Origin of the sequence: Paucibacter sp. Y2R2-4 (assembly GCF_025717535.1) — a bacterium.
GTDB lineage: Bacteria > Pseudomonadota > Gammaproteobacteria > Burkholderiales > Burkholderiaceae_C > Paucibacter_A.
Window position 1 is genome coordinate 939,893 of the sequence record NZ_JAJIRO010000001.1, and the last position, 17,541, is coordinate 957,433.

Consider the following 17,541-nt stretch of genomic DNA (forward strand, 5'->3'; position numbering starts at 1 on the left):
GTCACAATCTCTCGCCCTGTGCTGAGCAACAACGATCCATTCAATGAGCTTGAACCTTTATGCGGCCACCGTGCCGGTTTTTCAACGCTACCTCCAGCAATTGCGATTGATCCTTGATTTGGCTCAAGTACATCTGCTCCAGCAAGCTCAAAACAGCTTGAGCGCCGCGCCAGCGCGCGAACTTGAGGCGCAGATGCTGAACGCTCGCCTCGCGCCCGACATGCTGCCGCTGAGCAGCCAGGTGCAAGTGGCCGGCGGCTTTGTCTTGCGGGCAATGGCGCCCCTGCTGGGTCAGCCCGTGCCCGAGTTTGGCGACTACCCAAGCAGCCTGGCCGGCTTGCAACAGATGCTGTCAGACCGAATGGCCTTTTTGGCCGGACTGCAGCCCAGCCAGTTCCAAGCAGAGGATGAACACCGCCTCATTCGCAGCGACGCCGGCCAAGCTCAAATCGAGCTGCCGGCGGTCGACTTCGCGCTTCAGTTTGCCTTACCTAACTTCTTTTTTCACCTCACCTGTGCCTACGCCATCCTGCGCCAGCAGGGGGTGCCTTTGAGCAAGCAAGACTTCGACGGGCTGCATCGCTGGCGTTGAGGGCTGATGCCCGTCCCTTGCCTGTCTTTCGCGGGCAGCGCCCTGCGCAGCCTCGAACTTGATTTGCCGCAAAGAAGAGCAGTCTGCCCCCTATTTGCGGGGCCCTCGAAGGCAGGTTCTCCCCCGCAAGCCAGGGGGCCGAATGGACTATTCGGCCACACAAGACTTTCATAATCGCGCGCAGCAAAGAACTTTGGGGGTGAGCGCTTGAATCCCTGCGTCGCCTAGGCCTCGCGTTCCTGGCCACCCAAGTTCCTGCGCCCCCTCTCTCCCCAAGGCATTGAACACAATATGAAACTTCGCACTCTTGCAGCCGTGACTGCGTTGCTGCTCAGCAGCAGCCTCGCTTCCGCCGCCCCGTCCATGATGACGGTCGCCTCCTTTGATCAACTGCTTCTGAACAAGAATGGCGACAACCAGGGTCAGATCAATCTGGTCCAGTCGCTGAGCAATAGCTTGCTCATCAACTTCGACATCAGCTTCACCGGCAACGTTGACAAAAATGACTTCGCCGCCCTGTGGCTGAACAGCTACCAGGGTCCCAATATGGGCATCAAGGGCAATAAGGATTGCGGCAGCTGCACCGACGATCTGTTCGTTCGCAACAGCGGCAGCGCCGGAAGTTTCGGCTTGGGCAGCAATGTGACCCCTGGCACCAGCTATCACTTGATGGGCCTGCTGGAAAAGGTCAATAGCAGCAACTACAACCGCTTCTCGCTCTGGATCGACCCCACAGCCGACGAGACCTTCAGCTTGAAGGGAGCAGATGCCGTGTCTCTCGACAACTCCGGCCTCAGCACCATCAGCAGCCTGGGCTTTCGCACCGCCAATCTGGACGCAGGCGACAGCGTGAGCTTTCGCAATCTGAACGTCAGCGTGGTGCCCGAGCCCGCATCGCTGGCCCTGGTAAGCCTGGGCTTGGGCCTGCTGGGCTTGAGCGCCAAGCGCCGCCGCGCCTGAGCGGATTGATTCTGCACTGAGCGAATGAAGGCCCGTCACTGACGGGCTTTTTTCATGCGTCACACCTTCATGGGCTGTGACGCATCAGGCTTCAGCTGGGCGCTCTGACTGAAGGGCTTGCTCTCGAGAAAGCTACGAACGAAGGCTGCCGGCACATGCGGGCCCGCCGCCTCAGTCCATTCACGGGCTTGCGTCAGAAGCTGCTGAGCTAAAGCACGATCACTCGCGTCTGTACTGGCCGTCAAAGCCTGCGCTGCCATCCACCAGAACTCCACAAGTTCCATGTCCACGGGGAGGCAACGCTCCAGCCAATGCAATACTTGCCTGACTTGCTGCGCTGCCTCAGAACCGCGCCTCAAGCGTCGCAAGGCATCTGCACGCCAAATGCTCACACTGAGCTGAACGCTGATGAGGTCCTGCGGCAAACTGGCCAAAAGCCGATCACATCGCACCAGAGCCCGTTCAGCCGCCTCATAGCGCAGGATGTTCAGGGCCAGCAGGCAACGGTCCATCAAATCCACCGACTCATCCACCCACTCGGCCTCGGCCTGCAAGAGCCGAGGCAAGACCCGCTGGCCGGCCAAGGCATCCAAGCGGCACTCCAGACTCAGGCGAGCAATGCGATTGCCCACCCGCAAGCCCTCGGGCAGCGGCGTCATCGCCTGACGGGCCCGCGCCCATTGCCCAAGACGCAGGAACACCAAGGCCAAGCGGTTCTCGGTGATCACCGTCCAGACCGGCGCGCTGCCCTGCCGAAACTCCTTCAAGCACCATTCCAGCAGTTCCAAGGCTTCGGCGTACCGCCCTTGGCCAAAGTCACTGCTGGCCACATGCATCAGGTTGGCGGCCGTGCCTGCCCCACCCGGTCGCCCCATGCGCTCCCACACCGACTTGATGCGCCGGTAGATCTCCTGGCTGGCCTGGCGCTGCCCCAGAAATTGCTGACAAATGGCCAGATTGCCCAGCTGATCCGCGGCCTCGCTTAAGTCGCCAAGTTCCTCGGCCAGCGCTGCCGCCTGGGTGAGCGGCGCCACCGCCTCGGCGTAGCGGCCTGCGCCATGCAAGACATAGCCATAAGCGCCAAGAAAATCGATCTTGAGCCGTGCATCGGTCTGCGCTTGCACGGCGTCAAGCCGGTCAGCAAACAAGCTCAAGGCGGCTTCGGCCTGCTCTCGCAGCACCATTGAAATGCCCAGCCAGGCGGCGGCACGGGCCTCCTCCGAAGCTTCACCCAGTTGCTGAGCCAGGGCCAAGGCCTCTTTCGCGACCAAGCCCAACTCGCCCTGCCCGCTCACCGCCACTTCATATCGCGCCTGCAAAAGCAAGGCCTTGAGCCGCTGCGCATCGCCCTGCGATTGAGCGAGCAAGTCCGCCAGACGCCGATGCACCTGCTCCGGCGACTCCACCACCATGGCCGCCTGCAAGGCCAAGCACGCCAACTCAAAACACTCGGGCTGTTGCGCGCCCATGCGCTGCAAACACAACTCTGCGCGAGCCAGAAATCCCAGCTCTTCCACCCGGCGCGAAGCCAAGCGCGCCTGCTCTGCCGCCAGCCGCCATTGCTGCGCGGCCTCGGCCCATTGCTGCGCTTGTTGCCAGTGCTCGGCCACCACCGGCGCGGCCACGCCGGCCGCCTGCAGCACCGGCGCAATCGCGGTGTGCAAGAGGCGGGCCACGGGCTCGGGCACCGAATGCGCGGCGACCTCGGCGGCCAGATCGAAGGCAAAGCCCTCGTCATCCATGAACTGCGCTGCCTGCAACTCAAGCCAAGGTTCCACCAGATCGACCGGGTGCTGAGCCAACACGGCCGCCACCCAGTCCAGCCGAAAGCGCGGGCCCAAGAGCGCCGCCACCCGCAGCAGGCGTTGGGCGGGTGCACTCAGCGTCGCCAGGCGCTTGGCGATCAAGGTCTGCAGCGGCGGCGCAACGCTTGCGTGCTCGGCCACCGCGTGGCTCAACTGGCCGGCCGCAGCACGCAGCAGTTCCAAGATGAACAGCGGCCGGCCGCCGGTACGGCGCTGCAGCTTGGCCAGCAGTTCGGCCTCGCTGGTCAACCCAGCCGCAGCATCGCTGGCCGGCGACTGCGGCAATGCCAAAGAGGACACAAAGGCTGCCAGGTCCTCGCCCAGCAAGGGGCCTAGGGTCAAATCAAACAAGCCCTCGGTCTCGCGCTGCAGCCATTGTTTGAGCGCTTCGGGCAAGGCCTCATCGCGGCGCAAGGTCAAGACACACAGCCACGCAGGTGCCCCGGCAGGCGCAGCCTCTTGAGCCTGACTCAGAACAGGCAATAAGCACTCCAAAGAGGCCGAATCAATCCACTGCAGGTCATCCAGCAACAGCCAACTCAAAGCGGCAGGCTGTGGCGCGGGAGGCGACGCGACCCGACACGCTTGCAACAATGCCGAGCAAGCCGATTGCAGGCGCAAGGGCTGCAGCGGTGTCGCAGGCAGCTCATTGCTCGCGACCCCTAAGGTCGGCAAGATGCGCGCCAATTCCTCCTGAGCCCACGCCGGCAAGGAGCCATGGGCTGCCAGCAAACAATGCCACAGACTTTGCAGACAACGGGCCAGAAAAGCATAAGGCGTGGCCATGTCAGCCGCTGTTGCTTTGATCAACAAGCCTGAGCCTTGCGCAGCACAAAAGTCCTGGGCCAGCCGCGTCTTGCCGATGCCAGCTTCCCCTTGCAGCAAGAGCACTTGCCCTCTTTGGGCCGCATCCTCTAGCGCCAGCCATTCCCTTTCGCGCCCGACCAGACGCGGAGGCCGCCACAGCGCAGCAGCCAAAGCCGGAGCGTGGGCTGCACGACGCTTGGCGGGCTGCGGCACGCGGAGCTCGGCACCAGAGCCACCCACCGGTGCATGGACGACTGTTTGGTCGGACGATGCTGTGTCCAAGACAGCCGTCAAAGCGTACGCACTTTCGGGCAATGCGCTGGCAGGCCCTGCGCCCTCGCTGCGCTCAATCAACTCGGCCAATGCGCGGGTTTCGCTGCTGGGCTGCAAGCCCAGTTCCTGCTGCATGCTTTCCTGGCAGCTGCGATAGGCCGCCAAGGCCGCCGTACGATCGCCGCGCCGGTAGTGCAAGCGCATCAGACGCCGGTGCGCATGCTCGCTGCTGCGCTCATTCAGGGTCAGGTGTTGCGCCCAAGTCAAGGCCTCGGCCAAACGCCCCTGAGCCTCCAAGGCCTCGGCCTGATCGGCGACCAAGCGGCGACGCTGATCCAACCACTGCTGCTGCAAATGCTGCACCTGCTCGGCCAGCGGCTCGCAGTCCAGATAACTCATCGCACCCAAGGGCACAGGCTCGATGGCCAGCAAATGCGGCGCTGCCAGCGCGTCCAGGTCATGCCGCAAGCCAGAGCGCAGCGCCAGCATTTCACCCTCTTCAAACAAGTCAAGCGCCAGATTGCGCCGCAGCCGAAACAAGCGCTGCCGCAAATTGGTCTGCGCCATTTTCTCGGCCACATCGGGCCACAAGGTCTCGGCCATGCTGCGCCTGGACATGGCTCCGCGCAAGGTCAGAATTGTCAGCAAAGCCGCATCCCGCCGCTCCAGCAAATAGTCCGCCCGACCCGGCCGCAGAACCCGCGGCGTGCCCAGCAATCGCAACTCACAGTCTTCAAGAGAAACGGTCTGAGCCATATGGACTGACATCGACGAAACCCCTGCAACACAAGCGTCACAAATGAGGCGACACGAGCCATGACACCCCCCTGATTGAAGGTTAGCACAGCGTTTTTACAAGAAGACACCGTGCCAGTAACGCGCCAGTAACGCGGTACCGGAGATGCTGCGCCCCGACCAAGGAGTGAGTTTCAAAAGCAGCACAAGCCTGACGAATATCGCGTCTTGCTGCTTGAGTTTGTTCCCTGCGCTCTTCAAACGTCCTCTCCGCAATTGACGATGAACTTCGAACCCATGGAAACGCCGAGCATCATGACGCCCAAAGCCTTCGCAAAGAATTCGCCCGCAAGTCCCCGCCGCATCCAAGCGCGCAACCTCGGCCCAGCTTTTTCCGCCATTGCGCTGGCAGCATTGACTCTCGTTGGAGCATCAGCGCCGGCCCAGGCTTGGCAAGTGACTTGGCTGGGCGGTAGCGGCGACTGGTACGAGGCCAGCAATTGGGGCTATGGGTCAGCGCCGTCGTTCTGGGACCTTGCGTTCATCGAACAGCCGCCCGAGATGGGCACCGTGGTTCGCCTGTCCGCACCAGATGTGGTCACCCAGATTCAGGGACTGAGAGTAGGCCCAGGCAATGTGCTGGAACTCGGCAGTCATCTGCTGCTTTCGGGTGGCGGCTGGAGCAGCGAACCTCCGCTGATCAACAAAGGCGACATTCACGTCAAGGGAGGTACGCTTTCGCTGGGCTACGGCAATTCCAACAACAGCCAAGGCAACATTACCTTCAGCGCGGGCGGCTCGCTGAGCTTTCAAGCTTGGAACGACGCAAGCTTGAGCGGCGGAAGCTTGATTAGCGACGGCCAGGTGACCAGTCTGTACGGCAGCCAAAACTCGGTCTTACGTGACCTCACCTTGCAAGGCAGTTTCAGCGTGGTTGGCGATAGCCGCATCGCGCTGGCCGGCCAGATCGTCAACCAGGGCCAACTTCTTTTTGCTGCCGACCCCGCCAATCGAGGGGGGCAATTGGCATTGGCGGGGGACACCACACTGAGTGGTCAGGGCAAGACCATCGTGGCCGACTTTGACGGCTCCACCTACTGGAACTTGATAACGCCAGGCGGTGGCTTCACGCTCACCATCGATACTGGGCACACGTTGGAAGCAAGAGGCCTCGTGACTCTCGGCGCAGGCGACCTTCCCTTGATCAACCGCGGCACGATCTTGCTGACGCCCGCTGCGAGCGACATAGGGGCAGTATTGACCCTGGACCCCGGCCGGAACGCTCGCATCGACAACAGCAGCGGCGTGATCGACCTGAACAGTTCTGCGCTTGGCAACTTCTCCGGCGGCCCTCTTTGGCTGCTCAGCGGTGAGCTCAGAGGAGGCACGCTGAAAGTCGGGCGGAACTCCGCGATATTCACCGCAACTGGCAGCGTGCTTCGAGACGTGCGAATTGACGGCAACGCAACGACTGGATATCACCAACAAAGCCTGAATTTGGCCGGGAAAATCACTCTGGGCACCGGGCACCAGCAATGGAGCGGTGACGATGCCAGTTTGTTAGCTTCAGACAACGGGCCTATCAGCCTTGCCGCTGACACGGAGTTTGCCAATGACCCGGCCACAGGCGGCCGCGGCTACGTCCTCCTGTCGGGCTGGAGCAATCAGCGGGCATTGGTCAAAGGCAACGGCCACCATTTGCTCATCTCTGGCGAGCTTTGGAGCCTTGGCGGTCAGTTAGGCCAAGGCGACATCAGCGTGCACAACACCGGCCACATCAATGTCGGCCATGAACTCAGCATCCAAGCCAGTCCCGACGAAGGGCTGACGAACGATGGCCTGATCAGTTTGGGCCACGGGGAAACAAACGCCATCGACGGCACGATGCGCCCCTATTGGTCGAATCTGGCCCTGGATGGCACGCTGATGCTGGGCCACGACTCCATGCTCGGGGTCAGTGTCTCTCCAGGCGCTGCCGGCTTACAAAGCGGGCTACTGGCTGTGACCGGCGATGTGACCTTGGACGGCAACGTTGCGTTCACGGTGGACGGTGCTCCATCCGATTCAGAAGTCACGTTCCTGACCTTCAGCGGTGTCCGATTCGGCCAGTTTTCTAGCGCCAACGCGTATGCCAGTGACTGGACAACTGGCATTCGATACAACGTCGCCATCATCTACGGCGATCACAGCGTCTCGGCCAAGTTCACATCGGCTGTGCCGGAGCCACAAAGCTGGGTGCTGATGCTGGGCGGCATCGGCCTGCTGGGCTGGCTCCGCAAGCAAAGTCATAGCGGCCGCAAAGAGCTGGCTTGACCCCGACACAAAAACAAACACCACACGCTGTCATCACCCAACAGGACTTTCGATATGAAGAAATTTGCTCGTGAAACTGGGTCAACGAACTCACTGCGCAAGCCCATAAAGTCAGCGCTCAGGCTCGGTAGCATTGCCCTCGCTTTGGCGGCGATGCAATCGCCAGCAATTGCAGTGGACTACCTCTGGAAAGGCAATTGGGGCAATTGGGAGGACGCCAATCAATGGACCTTGCTTGGCGTCCCTGGCTCCAGTGACTCAGTAGAGCTGGCAGGCGGCGCGAGTTGGCTATCCAGCACGCGCGCAGTCGGCAGCCTGAAAATCTCCGGCGGTCGGCTCTGGGGTGATGGCGATTTGACGAGCGGCAGCCTCGACTTTCGTACTGGGACTCTTGGAGGCGGCGGACTCGCAAGCACCTATCCCACCGGTTTCACCACTGTCACTGGCACCGCCTTGTTCGACGGCACTCGCAGTCAAGAGGTGGCTTACCAACACACCCTGACCCTCAAGGGCAGCAGCACATGGACGGCCGGCGGAGGCACCATCAATGGCACGCCTTACGGAGGATCCATCATCAACAACGCCACGTTCACCGTCCTCGGCACGGGCTCCAGCGCAGCCAATTCCAGTAAGAGTCTTCGAAGCCCCGACGCAGCGGGAGGCGGCTCCTTTGTCAACAATGGCATGTATTTGCGCGATGGATTGGGCGTGACCCGAGCCTATGGCTTCGAGAACTCCGGCAAGGTGCAGATACTGAACGGTACCTTCCAAATGCGGGACTCTGGAAGTTCCGCCGGCCAACTCCAGGTCAACAAGGGCACCGAACTATCCTTTTACGAAAGCTCTGCCACGGTCAGCGGCAGCATCATCAATCAAGGCCTAGTGAGCTTCGACAGAAGCAACGTCTTCCTCACAAACACAGCGACATTGAATGGGGATGTAAACATCCTCGGCGGCATTGTCCGAAACGACAGCATCAACACGCTCAATACCTTGTCACTGACCGGTGGACAAATCACCGGCACCGGCCACCTCACGGTGACAAACCTTGACTTCAAGTCCGGCATTCTGGGCGGAGGCTCGCTGGCCAATACCTATCCCACCGGATTCACCACCGTGACAGGCCCTGCAGTTTTCGATGGAGCCAAGGGTCAAAGCGTAGGCGCCAATCACACGCTGACCTTGCAAGGCAAGAGCACTTGGACAGCGGGAGGGGGCGCAATCAATGGCACGCCTTACGGGGGCGCCATCATCAACAACGCTACGTTCACCGACCTCGGCACGGGCTCCAGCGCAGCCAATTCCAGCAAGAGCCTTCGCAGTTCCAGCGCGGGCGGAGGCGGCTCTTTTGTGAACATGGGGAGCTATGTAAGAGACGGGCTGGGTGAAACGCGAACCTATGGTTTCAAAAACGCGGGACTGCTCCAAATCGAAGCCGGGACCTTTGCTGCCGAAGAAGGCTTCAGCAACACCGGGACAGTCCAAATCGCTGACAAGGGCACACTGAGAACTTCATTCACGAATGCAGGTCATATCCAAGGAACGGGCCGGGTTGACACGGGATCAATCAACAATGCGCTGGTGAATAACGGCACGATTGATCCAGGAACGGACGGCGGCTTGGGCTCTCTGACCATCACCGGAGACTTTGCCGCTGGCACAAACGGCGTCTTGCACATCGACCTCGCCACCGGCGGACTGTCGGACCAATTGATCGTCACCGATGACGCCTTGTGGAATGGCGAGTTGTCGGTCTGGGCAACACCTGGCACCGAATTGCACCTGGGCGACGTTTACACCATCGCCAGCTTCGGCAAGCGCCAAGCCAACTCCAGCTTCAGCAGCATCAGTTGGCACGGGCTGAGCGCCGATCAGTTCGCGGTGGAGTACACCAGCAACAACATCATTTTGCGCGTGACTGCCGTGCCCGAGCCGCAGTCCTGGGTTCTGCTGCTCGCCGGCCTTGGCACCCTGGGCTTTGTTGCGCGCCGCAAAGCAAAGCGCTGAACCCAAGCAGCGGTCTTAGATGCAATAGGTTTTGAAACTTTGGGCTGTCGCCCCTTCACCGCCAAGCCTCCGGGCAGCCCAAGTTCAAGCCCCAGAAAGGCCCGGCCCCGCCGGGCCTTTTCTTTTCACTGAATGCCCGATGAGTCAGGGCAATACAGCTCCAGAAAAACCCGATCAGTAGTTTCCATATTTCTTCAATATATTTACAGCATCTTTCCGGTAAACATTCTCTAATGCGCATCCATGGCGGGGCCTGTTGCTCGCGCCTAGCACAGGAGGATGAGTCCATGTCTTCGCAATCCGATACGGCCCAGAGCCGTAGTCTACAAAGCCCCTCGCGCCGCCAAGGCTTGGCCCCGCTTGGCCATGCCCAGCAATCGCAAGGCTTTCTCAAGGCCCTGGCGCTGCCCATCACTTTGATGGCAGCACTCAGTGGCTTGGCGCAGGCCAGCCCTGGCGGGACGCTCAATACCGAGCAAACCCAGGCTCGAGCGGAGCTGCAACGCCAGGCCCTTTTGCCCACCGACCCTGGCAATATGCGGCCCGGCGAACACACCGCCAAGGTCGGGCTGCACCCAGCCCAACTGCCGCCGCGCCGCACCGACGACCTGGTGAACTACAAGCAGCGTCTGGGCGAGACCCAAACTGACCTGCCCTTCAGCGAGCGCCCTGAATGGGCACGTGCCGCGCTGCAGGTGCAAAGCAAGAACTTGGGCGCCCTCAAGACGGCGGCTGCCGGAGCCTCCTGCTCCGGCCAAGACTTCGTCGGCAAGAGTGGCGCGGCCTTGATCAATTTTATTGACGCTGCGGACCTGCGCAACTGCATGTACCAGCTCTACTACGGCAGCGCAGCGGAGTACCGCACCGTCTTTTCTGACGCCAACATCATCAATGTCTCCAAGGCACTGAAGGCCCGCGCGGCCCAATACCCCGGCAATGACAGCAACAAGGCGATGAACTTGCTGTCCTACCTGCGCACCGCTGGGTATTGGAGTTATATGTCCACCTATGGGGACCCGTCGAGCGGCATCCCCGCCGGCAGCCGCAGCATGATGAACGCGGCCTTATCCGCCTTGCTGCAGCTGAGCGCGTCACCGCGTTTCATGGATCAGACGGAGGACAACGCCTACTTCGTCAGCGAATTCTTCAAGACGGTCTCTTCCGGTTTTGCCAAGTCTTATGCGCCGGTCGCCCAGCGCTGGCTGAACCAAGTGCAACCCGCCACCACCAAGATTGGCTACTGGACCAATGACGCCATCTTGGGCGCCATGAACGTGCTGTACTACGGCGAGTACCAGGCCGACTACCGGGCTTGGGCAGGAACCAAGCTCGACTACGCCCAAACGCTGAACGACTTTTTGACGCGCAATCAGTCACTGGCCGGTAGCAATGAGGGCTACCACCTGGCCAATGCCATGGGCGAGATGATTCGCTTTGTGCAATACCCGGCCTTGCAAACGCAGGTGCGCTCGCTGGGCGTGAGCCAGCTGGCGAACTTCCCGGTCAGCCAAGACAGCACGATTGAGGTCTGGATGCGTGCTGCCGCCATGGTGGATCAATACGACGCCGATCATTGCAGCGCCTACGGCACCTGCAATGGCTACGACACGATTGCGCAGCTGAAACTGCCGATTCGCTATGCCTGCGGCAGCCAGTATGTGATTCGCGCCCAAGCGATGACGCCGGCTCAGCTGGACGGCACCTGCAGCAGCATCAGCCAGCAGACCGGCTACTTCCACACCCTGATGGGCACGCAAGCGGAACAGCCGGTGCCAGACGATCACAACAGCCGCTTGGAAGTGGTGGTGTTCGACAACTACGACCAGTACAGCCGTTTCTCGGGCTATCTGTTTGGCAACAACACCAACAACGGCGGCATATATCTGGAGGGCGACCCCGCTGACCCGGACAACCAAGCGCGCTTCCTGGCCTACCGTGCCGACTGGCTGGCTGACTTCGAGATCTGGAACCTGAACCACGAGTTCACCCATTACCTCGATGGACGCTACAACCTGCGCGGTGCCTTCTGGGACTATCCGCTGGAACTGGGCGCTGGCGGCATCGCAAACTCGGCCGTCTGGTGGATTGAGGGCCTGGCCGAATATGTGTCTTACAGCTACCGCCGCGCCTACTACGCCGACGCCACCTCGCGCGCCCAAACCGCTCCCGAGGCGCTGAGCACCGTGTTGAAGAACACCTACAGCAGCGGCCAGACCCGTGTTTACAACTGGGGCTATTTGGCGGTGCGCTACATGCTGGAGCGCCAACCTGAGAAGGACCGCAGCTTCCTGCCCCAGATGCGCGCCGGTGACTACGCGGCCTACAGCCAGCAGATCAGCCAGATCGGCACCAGTCTTGACGGTGACTTCTCGCAGTGGCTGAGCGAATGCGTGGCCGGCGGCAAGATTGACTCGCCTCGTTGCCAGAGCCTGCGACCGGGCACCCTGCCCTTGCTCACACCGGCTGTGCTGGGGGAATGCAAGTTAGGTGCCGCCAACCGTCTGGCCAATGGCTGCGCCAAGACCCTGGCTCCTGGCGCGACGATGCAGTTCTACATCTCCGCCAGCAGCTGGCCGCAAACCATCTTCACCCTCAGCCAGGTCAGTGGCAATGCCGACATCTATGCCAGCGCTTCTGGCTGGGCCAGCCCGAGCAGCTATGAGGTGATGGCCAGCAGCCACGGCGACAAGGTCAGCATTCAACTGCCCACCGGCCCCGGCGGCTGGAGCTATGTGACCGTGGTGCCCCGCAGCGGCTTTGCCAGTGCGACGCTGCGCGGCATGTTCAGCGACTTACCCTTCCCCGCTGGCAGCGCCCGCCTGAGCCGCAAGAGCGCCAGCCACGAAGCCGAACTCGCGACCAACCCTTGATGCAAATTCCAAGCCTTGGTCCCTCGGGGCCAGGGCTTGGGTTTCACTCACCTAACACTCCATACCCACACCATGAAAATCCGCACCTTGATCGTCGCCCTGGCCACCACGGTCTTGAGCAGCCTGGCCGCTCAAGCCAGCGTCCAGGTCTTCACCTCTCAAAGCGCTTTTCAAGCCGCCAGCAGCCAGCTGGGCACCGACAGTTTTCAAGACCTGAGCGTCAATGAAGCGCTGGACGGCCCACTGTTGCGCCAAGCCGGCGGCCACTCCTACCGTGTCAGCGCCTTGGACGGCCTCGAAAACCAGTTCTACGCCACCGCAGGCGAGAACGGCGCTGTGTGGTTGGGCAGCAACCGCGTCGACGCGCACCTGCTGTTCGACAACTTCGCCAGCAATCTGCGCGCCATTGGCGGCAACTTCTTGGCCACCACCTACACCGGCGAAGCCTGGCCGGCCGCTCGGCTGACCCTGACGCTGACCGATGCCCAGGGCAGCACCACGCAAGAGCTGGACCTGAGCGGCGCCTCCAGCATTGGCTTTCTGGGCTTTGTCAGCAGCAGCCATTTGCTGAGCCTGGACATCGCGGTCTCCAGCAGCAGCCTGTCGGTCTTCCCCACGGTGGAGAACTTCCAACTGGGTATGGCCGCTGCGGTGCCTGAGCCCAGCAGCGCGGTCTTGCTGCTGGGTGGACTGCTCTTGCTGCCTGCGCTGAGGGCGCGCAAGTCAGCCACAAAGTAATCGCGCGTACGGAAATGAACTGAGCGGAGCTGAGCTGAAAGGCTCAGTCCAGCCAGAACTGCATCAGCCGCATCCCGACCGCGGCTGATGCCAAGGCGCCCAGCACATGCAAGGCTGCATGGCCTAGGGCGAGGCCATAGTGGCTGCGCTGCAAGAGCGTCAAAGACTCGGCGGAGAAGGCCGAAAAGGTGGTCAATCCGCCCAAGAAGCCGGTGACCAACAAAAGACGCAGCAGCTCATCAGGGAAGCGCCCAAACCACTGGAGCGACAGGCCGATCAAGAGGCCACCGATCACATTGACGGTGAGCGTCCCGAGTGGAAAACCGGCATAGCTGCCGTTCAGCCACAACCCCGCGCCCCAACGTGCCAGCGCCCCCAGCGCCGCCCCACCCGCCACAGCCGTGGCCTGTAGCCAAGGCATGCTCATGGCGCCACAAGCCCATCGGCCGCATTGTTGGAAGCCAAGCCCCAGCGCGCCAAGGCCTCGTCATCGGCCACACGAGCGTCCACCCATTGGGCGCCCGCCGGCGTGGTTTCCTTCTTCCAAAACGGCGCCTGGGTTTTCAGATAGTCCATCAAGAACTCGCAGGCCTGAAACGCCTGGCCGCGGTGGGCCGAGGCCACCAAGACCAAAACGATTTGCTCGCAGGCCTGCAAAAGCCCCACGCGGTGAATGACGCGAGCGGCCCGGATGTCAAAGCGGGCAAACGCGGCGTCCACCATGGCCTCGATGGCGGCCTCGGTCATGCCGGGGTAATGCTCCAGTTCCATGGCACTGACGCTTTGGCCGTGGCTGGCGTCGCGCACCGTGCCCACAAAGGCCACGACCGCCCCCACGCCGCCGTCACCAGCACGCAAGGCCTCGGTTTCGGTGGCGAGATTGAAATCCTGGGTCTGGATGCTGACTCTGGGCATAGCGTTTTTCATGGTCAGGGATTGTGGCACCGGGCGTGAATATGACCCATCCGGCGCATCCAAATCGCTACCGCTCGGCGTCGATACTCGCCCTTGCGGTCGCGCTGAGTAAAGTTACGTAACATGCCGACCAAACAATTGCGAGGAGACGCAGCCATGGGTCTGATGGATTTCATCAAAAAGCAGTTCATAGACATCATTCAATGGACCGAAGACGGCCAAGGCACGCTGGCCTGGCGCTTTCCCATGGCGGAGATGGAAATTCAGAACGGCGCCTCGCTGACGGTGCGCGAATCGCAGATGGCCGTCTTCGTCAACGAGGGCACGGTGGCCGATGTCTTCGGCCCTGGCACCTACAAGCTGACGACGCAGACCCTGCCGGTGCTGACCTATCTGAAGAACTGGGACAAGCTCTTCGAGTCGCCCTTCAAGAGCGATGTTTACTTCTTCAGCACGCGGCAACAGGTCGACCAGCGCTGGGGCACCCAGCAGCCGGTCACCATTCGCGACAAAGACTTTGGCGCGATCCGCCTGCGCGCCTTTGGCAATTTCTCTTACCGCATTGCCGAGCCCAAGCTCTTCCACACGGAGATCTCTGGCACCCGCGAGCGCTACAGCGTCGAAGACCTGGACGGCCAGTTGCGCGGCCTGATGTTGCAACACATCAGCGATGCAGTGGCGCAAAGCGGCATCCCTTTCTTGGATCTGGCCGCCAACCAGATTGAGTTCGCCCGCCAATTGCAAGAGGCCACTGCGGCTGAGTTCGCCAAGATCGGACTCAAGCTTGAGGCTGTGACGCTGCAAAACGTGTCGCTGCCCGATGAGTTGCAAAAAATCCTCGACCAAAAGATCGGCATGGGCATGATCGGCCAGAACATGGGCCAGTTCATGCAGTACCAGACCGCGCAGGCCATCCCCAAACTGGCCGAAGGCGTGGGCCAAGGCGGCGGCAGCGGCGTGGCCGGCGATGCCATGGGCTTGGGCGCTGGCCTGGCCATGGGCCAAGTGCTGGCGCAACAGTTGCAAGGTGCCATGGCCGGTGCAGCGGGTTCTGCGGGTGCTTCAACTACAAGCGCTCCGCTGGCCGCGCCAGCCCAGCCCGCTCCACCGCTTGCTGCCCCAAGCGCCGAAGACATCATGACGCTGCTGGAAAAGCTCGGCGACCTTCGGACCAAGGGCATCCTCACCGACGACGAGTTCGCCAGCAAAAAGGCCGAACTGCTGAAGAAGCTGGGCTAAGCCCCTTCCCCTGCGCCTTTTCCCCCTTTGACCGAGCAAGCCTCCACTCAACGTCGCTGGCGCGCGGCGTGCCCGAATTGCGGCGCGCCGCTTGAGTTCGCCTCGGCCGCCTCGGCCAGCGCCGTCTGCTCCTTCTGCCGCAGCAGCTTGCTGCGGGAGGGCGATGCGCTGCGCAAGATCGGCATCAGCGCCGAGCTGCTGAACGACTACTCACCGCTGCAATTGGGCGCTAGCGGCCGCTATGCGGGCGAGCCCTTCACCGTGGTCGGCCGCTTGCAATTGGGCTCGGGCGAGGCCGAGAGCATCAGCGCCGGCAACACCTGGAACGAATGGCATGCGCTGTTCGACTCCGGCCGCAGCGCCTGGCTGGCCGAAGACAACGGGCAATTCGTCATCAGCTTTGAAGCTACGCTGACCGAAACCGTTCCGCAAGCGCATGAGTTGGTCTTGGGTGATCAAGTGCTACTGGCGGGCCAAAGCTGGCAAGTCAGTGCGCTGAGCCTGAGCCGAGTGTTGGCAGCGCAGGGCGAGTTGCCGCATCCGCCCCAAATGCAAACTGAGTTCTTGATTGCCGAACTCAGGAACGCGCAGAACGAAGTCGGCACTTTGGACTACAGCGGCGGCCCGTCGCCGCTTTGGTCGCTGGGGCGGCCGGTTCGCTTTGCCGATATGGCCATGCAGGGCTTGCGCGACGCCCAAGACAAAACCCTGGCCGCGCGCAGCCTCGCCTGCCCCAACTGCGGCGCCGCATTGACACCCAGGCTGGGCAACTCGCTCAGCATCGTTTGCGGGCAATGCCGTGCCGTGGTGGACTTGAGTCCGGCTGACGGCGAGGCCTTGCATCACTTTGCGCAAGCGACCGGCGCCGAGGCCGGCCATGAGCCGCAAATTCCGCTCGGCCGCAGCGGTGTTTTGGCCGCCGAAGGGGGCCGAGCGCCGCTGAGCTGGCAGGTGGTGGGCTATCAAGAACGCTGCGACCTGCCCGCCCCCGGCAGTGACGATGAACAGAGCTTTTGGCGCGAATATCTCTTGTTCAACCAAGTCGAAGGCTTTGCCTTTTTGGTCGACACCGACGAAGGCTGGAGCCTGGTCCGCACCTTGACCGGCACGCCTCAGGGCAAGGGCAGCCAGGTGCAATGGCAAGGCAAGAGTTTCAAAAAGCGCTGGAGCTACGAAGCCAAGGTGACCCATGTGCTGGGTGAGTTCTATTGGCAGGTGCAGCGAGAACAGCGCGCTCAAGTGACCGATTACGAGGGCGCACTGGGCAACCCTGGCGTCGTCTTGAGTCGAGAACAAACCGAGAACGAAATCACCTGGAGCCTGGGCCGCCGCCTTGAGGCCAGCGAGGTGGCCAAAGCCTTCCGGCTGCAAGCCGATCAGATGGCCGCCCTGTCACGCGACACCCCGATGCTGAGCCTGAGCGGCAGCGATCCCCATGTCTTGCGCAATGTGCTGCTCAGCGTTTTCTTTCTGATCATGCTGCTCATCTTGCTGAAGTCATGCGCCGAGGATGATTGCCAGAGCTACAAAGACAACTACGGCGAAAGCAGCGCTGAATACGCCCAATGCAAGCGCAGCGGCGGCCCCCGCGTGCACTCGGGGGGCGGCTATGGCGGCTATGGCGGTTCTTATGGCGGCTCCGGCAGCAGCGGAGGCGGTCACAAATGAAGCCTCAGCCCTTGCTGCAAGACCTTGCAGGCCCTCACAAACAAGGAGATCACTATGAGTGGATTTGAATGGTTGCGCCCCGCCGTCGTGCTGGGCTCCATCCTCTACGCCGTCATCGGCGTCTTGGTGTTCTGGATCAGCTTCGTCATCATCGACAAGCTCACGCCCTACAAGCTCTGGGAGCAAATCGTCGAGGAGAAAAACCTCGCACTGGCCATCGTGGTCGCGGCCATGTGCATCTCCATCGGGCAAATCGTCGCCGCGGCGATACATGGTTGAACTCAGAGTGCTGAGCCCGCCAACTCTGGTAAGCCATGAGCGCGCCGGGCGCGCTGGCATTTCTCGTCTCCGGCCACCACCTCACGACAGGCGCTGGACCTAGCGGTGTAGACGGTGCAACTGACCGATTGCCCGACCGCGCCGTGCAGGGCAAGGCAGCGCGGCTTCGCTTGGTTGGTGCCGGCCATACAGCTCAGATGCGGCGTCAGCCGCTCGGTCAATGTCGGCGGCACATCGGGCGCATCTGCCCAATAGAAAGAAACTCTGAAGCTGGCGCAACAGGCGCCACATTGCTGGCAAGGGTTGAAGGTCGGTGAGCGTTCCTGACTCATGAAAAGAC

At 61.8% G+C, this 17,541-nt stretch carries 13 protein-coding genes; 9 read left to right on the forward strand and 4 right to left on the reverse strand.

What is annotated here, in order from left to right; all coding sequences use genetic code 11:
* Window positions 1-43 precede the first annotated feature (43 nt).
* Together LNV06_RS04100 and LNV06_RS04105 are read left to right on the forward strand one after the other, a co-directional pair.
* Complete coding sequence (locus LNV06_RS04100; protein ID WP_263536951.1) at window positions 44-592, forward strand: DUF1993 domain-containing protein; 549 nt, start codon at window positions 44-46, stop codon at window positions 590-592.
* A gap of 291 nt (window positions 593-883) precedes the next feature.
* Complete coding sequence (locus LNV06_RS04105; RefSeq protein WP_263536952.1) at window positions 884-1,552, forward strand: PEP-CTERM sorting domain-containing protein; 669 nt, start codon at window positions 884-886, stop codon at window positions 1,550-1,552.
* Window positions 1,553-1,611: 59 nt separating this feature from the next.
* On the opposite strand, the gene LNV06_RS04110 is transcribed toward LNV06_RS04105, so the two are convergent.
* On the reverse strand, window positions 1,612-5,205 hold the full coding sequence (locus LNV06_RS04110; RefSeq protein ID WP_263536953.1) for an AAA family ATPase: 3,594 nt from the start codon (window positions 5,203-5,205) through the stop codon (window positions 1,612-1,614).
* Window positions 5,206-5,400: 195 nt separating this feature from the next.
* Here LNV06_RS04110 and LNV06_RS04115 point away from each other — a divergent pair, with 195 nt between their 5' ends.
* From LNV06_RS04115 to LNV06_RS04130, 4 genes are all read left to right on the forward strand, one after another.
* On the forward strand, window positions 5,401-7,485 hold the full coding sequence (locus LNV06_RS04115) for a PEP-CTERM sorting domain-containing protein (protein WP_263536954.1): 2,085 nt from the start codon (window positions 5,401-5,403) through the stop codon (window positions 7,483-7,485).
* Between the two features lie 153 nt (window positions 7,486-7,638).
* Window positions 7,639-9,492, forward strand: a complete 1,854-nt coding sequence (locus LNV06_RS04120) for a PEP-CTERM sorting domain-containing protein (protein WP_263536955.1) — start codon at window positions 7,639-7,641, stop codon at window positions 9,490-9,492.
* A gap of 287 nt (window positions 9,493-9,779) precedes the next feature.
* Complete coding sequence (locus LNV06_RS04125) at window positions 9,780-12,362, forward strand: collagenase (RefSeq protein WP_263536956.1); 2,583 nt, start codon at window positions 9,780-9,782, stop codon at window positions 12,360-12,362.
* Between the two features lie 72 nt (window positions 12,363-12,434).
* Complete coding sequence (locus LNV06_RS04130) at window positions 12,435-13,100, forward strand: hypothetical protein (protein ID WP_263536957.1); 666 nt, start codon at window positions 12,435-12,437, stop codon at window positions 13,098-13,100.
* A gap of 43 nt (window positions 13,101-13,143) precedes the next feature.
* Here the strand turns inward: LNV06_RS04130 and crcB are convergent, their stop codons facing one another.
* The gene (gene crcB, locus LNV06_RS04135) at window positions 13,144-13,521 is read right to left on the reverse strand and encodes a fluoride efflux transporter CrcB (protein ID WP_263536958.1); all 378 of its coding nucleotides are present in this window, start codon (window positions 13,519-13,521) and stop codon (window positions 13,144-13,146) included.
* A 2-nt stretch (window positions 13,522-13,523) separates the two neighbouring features.
* Window positions 13,524-14,027: a molybdenum cofactor biosynthesis protein MoaE gene (locus LNV06_RS04140; protein WP_263536959.1), complete on the reverse strand. Its 504-nt coding sequence runs from the start codon at window positions 14,025-14,027 to the stop codon at window positions 13,524-13,526.
* Between the two features lie 144 nt (window positions 14,028-14,171).
* Here LNV06_RS04140 and LNV06_RS04145 point away from each other — a divergent pair, with 144 nt between their 5' ends.
* The 3 genes from LNV06_RS04145 to LNV06_RS04155 are packed head-to-tail and all read left to right on the forward strand — an operon-like array spanning window position 14,172 to window position 17,201.
* Complete coding sequence (locus LNV06_RS04145; RefSeq protein ID WP_263536960.1) at window positions 14,172-15,254, forward strand: SPFH domain-containing protein; 1,083 nt, start codon at window positions 14,172-14,174, stop codon at window positions 15,252-15,254.
* A 27-nt stretch (window positions 15,255-15,281) separates the two neighbouring features.
* Complete coding sequence (locus tag LNV06_RS04150) at window positions 15,282-16,922, forward strand: DUF4178 domain-containing protein (RefSeq protein WP_263536961.1); 1,641 nt, start codon at window positions 15,282-15,284, stop codon at window positions 16,920-16,922.
* A 54-nt stretch (window positions 16,923-16,976) separates the two neighbouring features.
* Entirely contained in the window at window positions 16,977-17,201 is a 225-nt protein-coding gene (locus LNV06_RS04155) for a DUF350 domain-containing protein (protein ID WP_263536962.1), read from the forward strand.
* A gap of 2 nt (window positions 17,202-17,203) precedes the next feature.
* Here the strand turns inward: LNV06_RS04155 and LNV06_RS04160 are convergent, their stop codons facing one another.
* A complete protein-coding gene (locus LNV06_RS04160; RefSeq protein ID WP_263536963.1) occupies window positions 17,204-17,533 on the reverse strand; it encodes a YkgJ family cysteine cluster protein in 330 nt (109 codons plus the stop codon).
* Window positions 17,534-17,541 lie beyond the last annotated feature (8 nt).

Excerpts from the sequence above, each read along its gene's own strand:
- LNV06_RS04155 (WP_263536962.1), top strand. The coding sequence starts at position 16,977 with ATGAGTGGATTTGAATGGTTGCGCCCCGCCGTCGTGCTGGGCTCCATC.
- crcB (WP_263536958.1), bottom strand. The coding sequence starts at position 13,521 with ATGCCTTGGCTACAGGCCACGGCTGTGGCGGGTGGGGCGGCGCTGGGG.
- LNV06_RS04125 (WP_263536956.1), top strand. The coding sequence starts at position 9,780 with ATGTCTTCGCAATCCGATACGGCCCAGAGCCGTAGTCTACAAAGCCCC.
- LNV06_RS04160 (WP_263536963.1), bottom strand. The coding sequence starts at position 17,533 with ATGAGTCAGGAACGCTCACCGACCTTCAACCCTTGCCAGCAATGTGGC.
- LNV06_RS04120 (WP_263536955.1), top strand. The coding sequence starts at position 7,639 with ATGCAATCGCCAGCAATTGCAGTGGACTACCTCTGGAAAGGCAATTGG.
- LNV06_RS04140 (WP_263536959.1), bottom strand. The coding sequence starts at position 14,027 with ATGAAAAACGCTATGCCCAGAGTCAGCATCCAGACCCAGGATTTCAAT.
- LNV06_RS04130 (WP_263536957.1), top strand. The coding sequence starts at position 12,435 with ATGAAAATCCGCACCTTGATCGTCGCCCTGGCCACCACGGTCTTGAGC.
- LNV06_RS04105 (WP_263536952.1), top strand. The coding sequence starts at position 884 with ATGAAACTTCGCACTCTTGCAGCCGTGACTGCGTTGCTGCTCAGCAGC.
- LNV06_RS04145 (WP_263536960.1), top strand. The coding sequence starts at position 14,172 with ATGGGTCTGATGGATTTCATCAAAAAGCAGTTCATAGACATCATTCAA.
- LNV06_RS04100 (WP_263536951.1), top strand. The coding sequence starts at position 44 with ATGAGCTTGAACCTTTATGCGGCCACCGTGCCGGTTTTTCAACGCTAC.
- LNV06_RS04110 (WP_263536953.1), bottom strand. The coding sequence starts at position 5,205 with ATGTCAGTCCATATGGCTCAGACCGTTTCTCTTGAAGACTGTGAGTTG.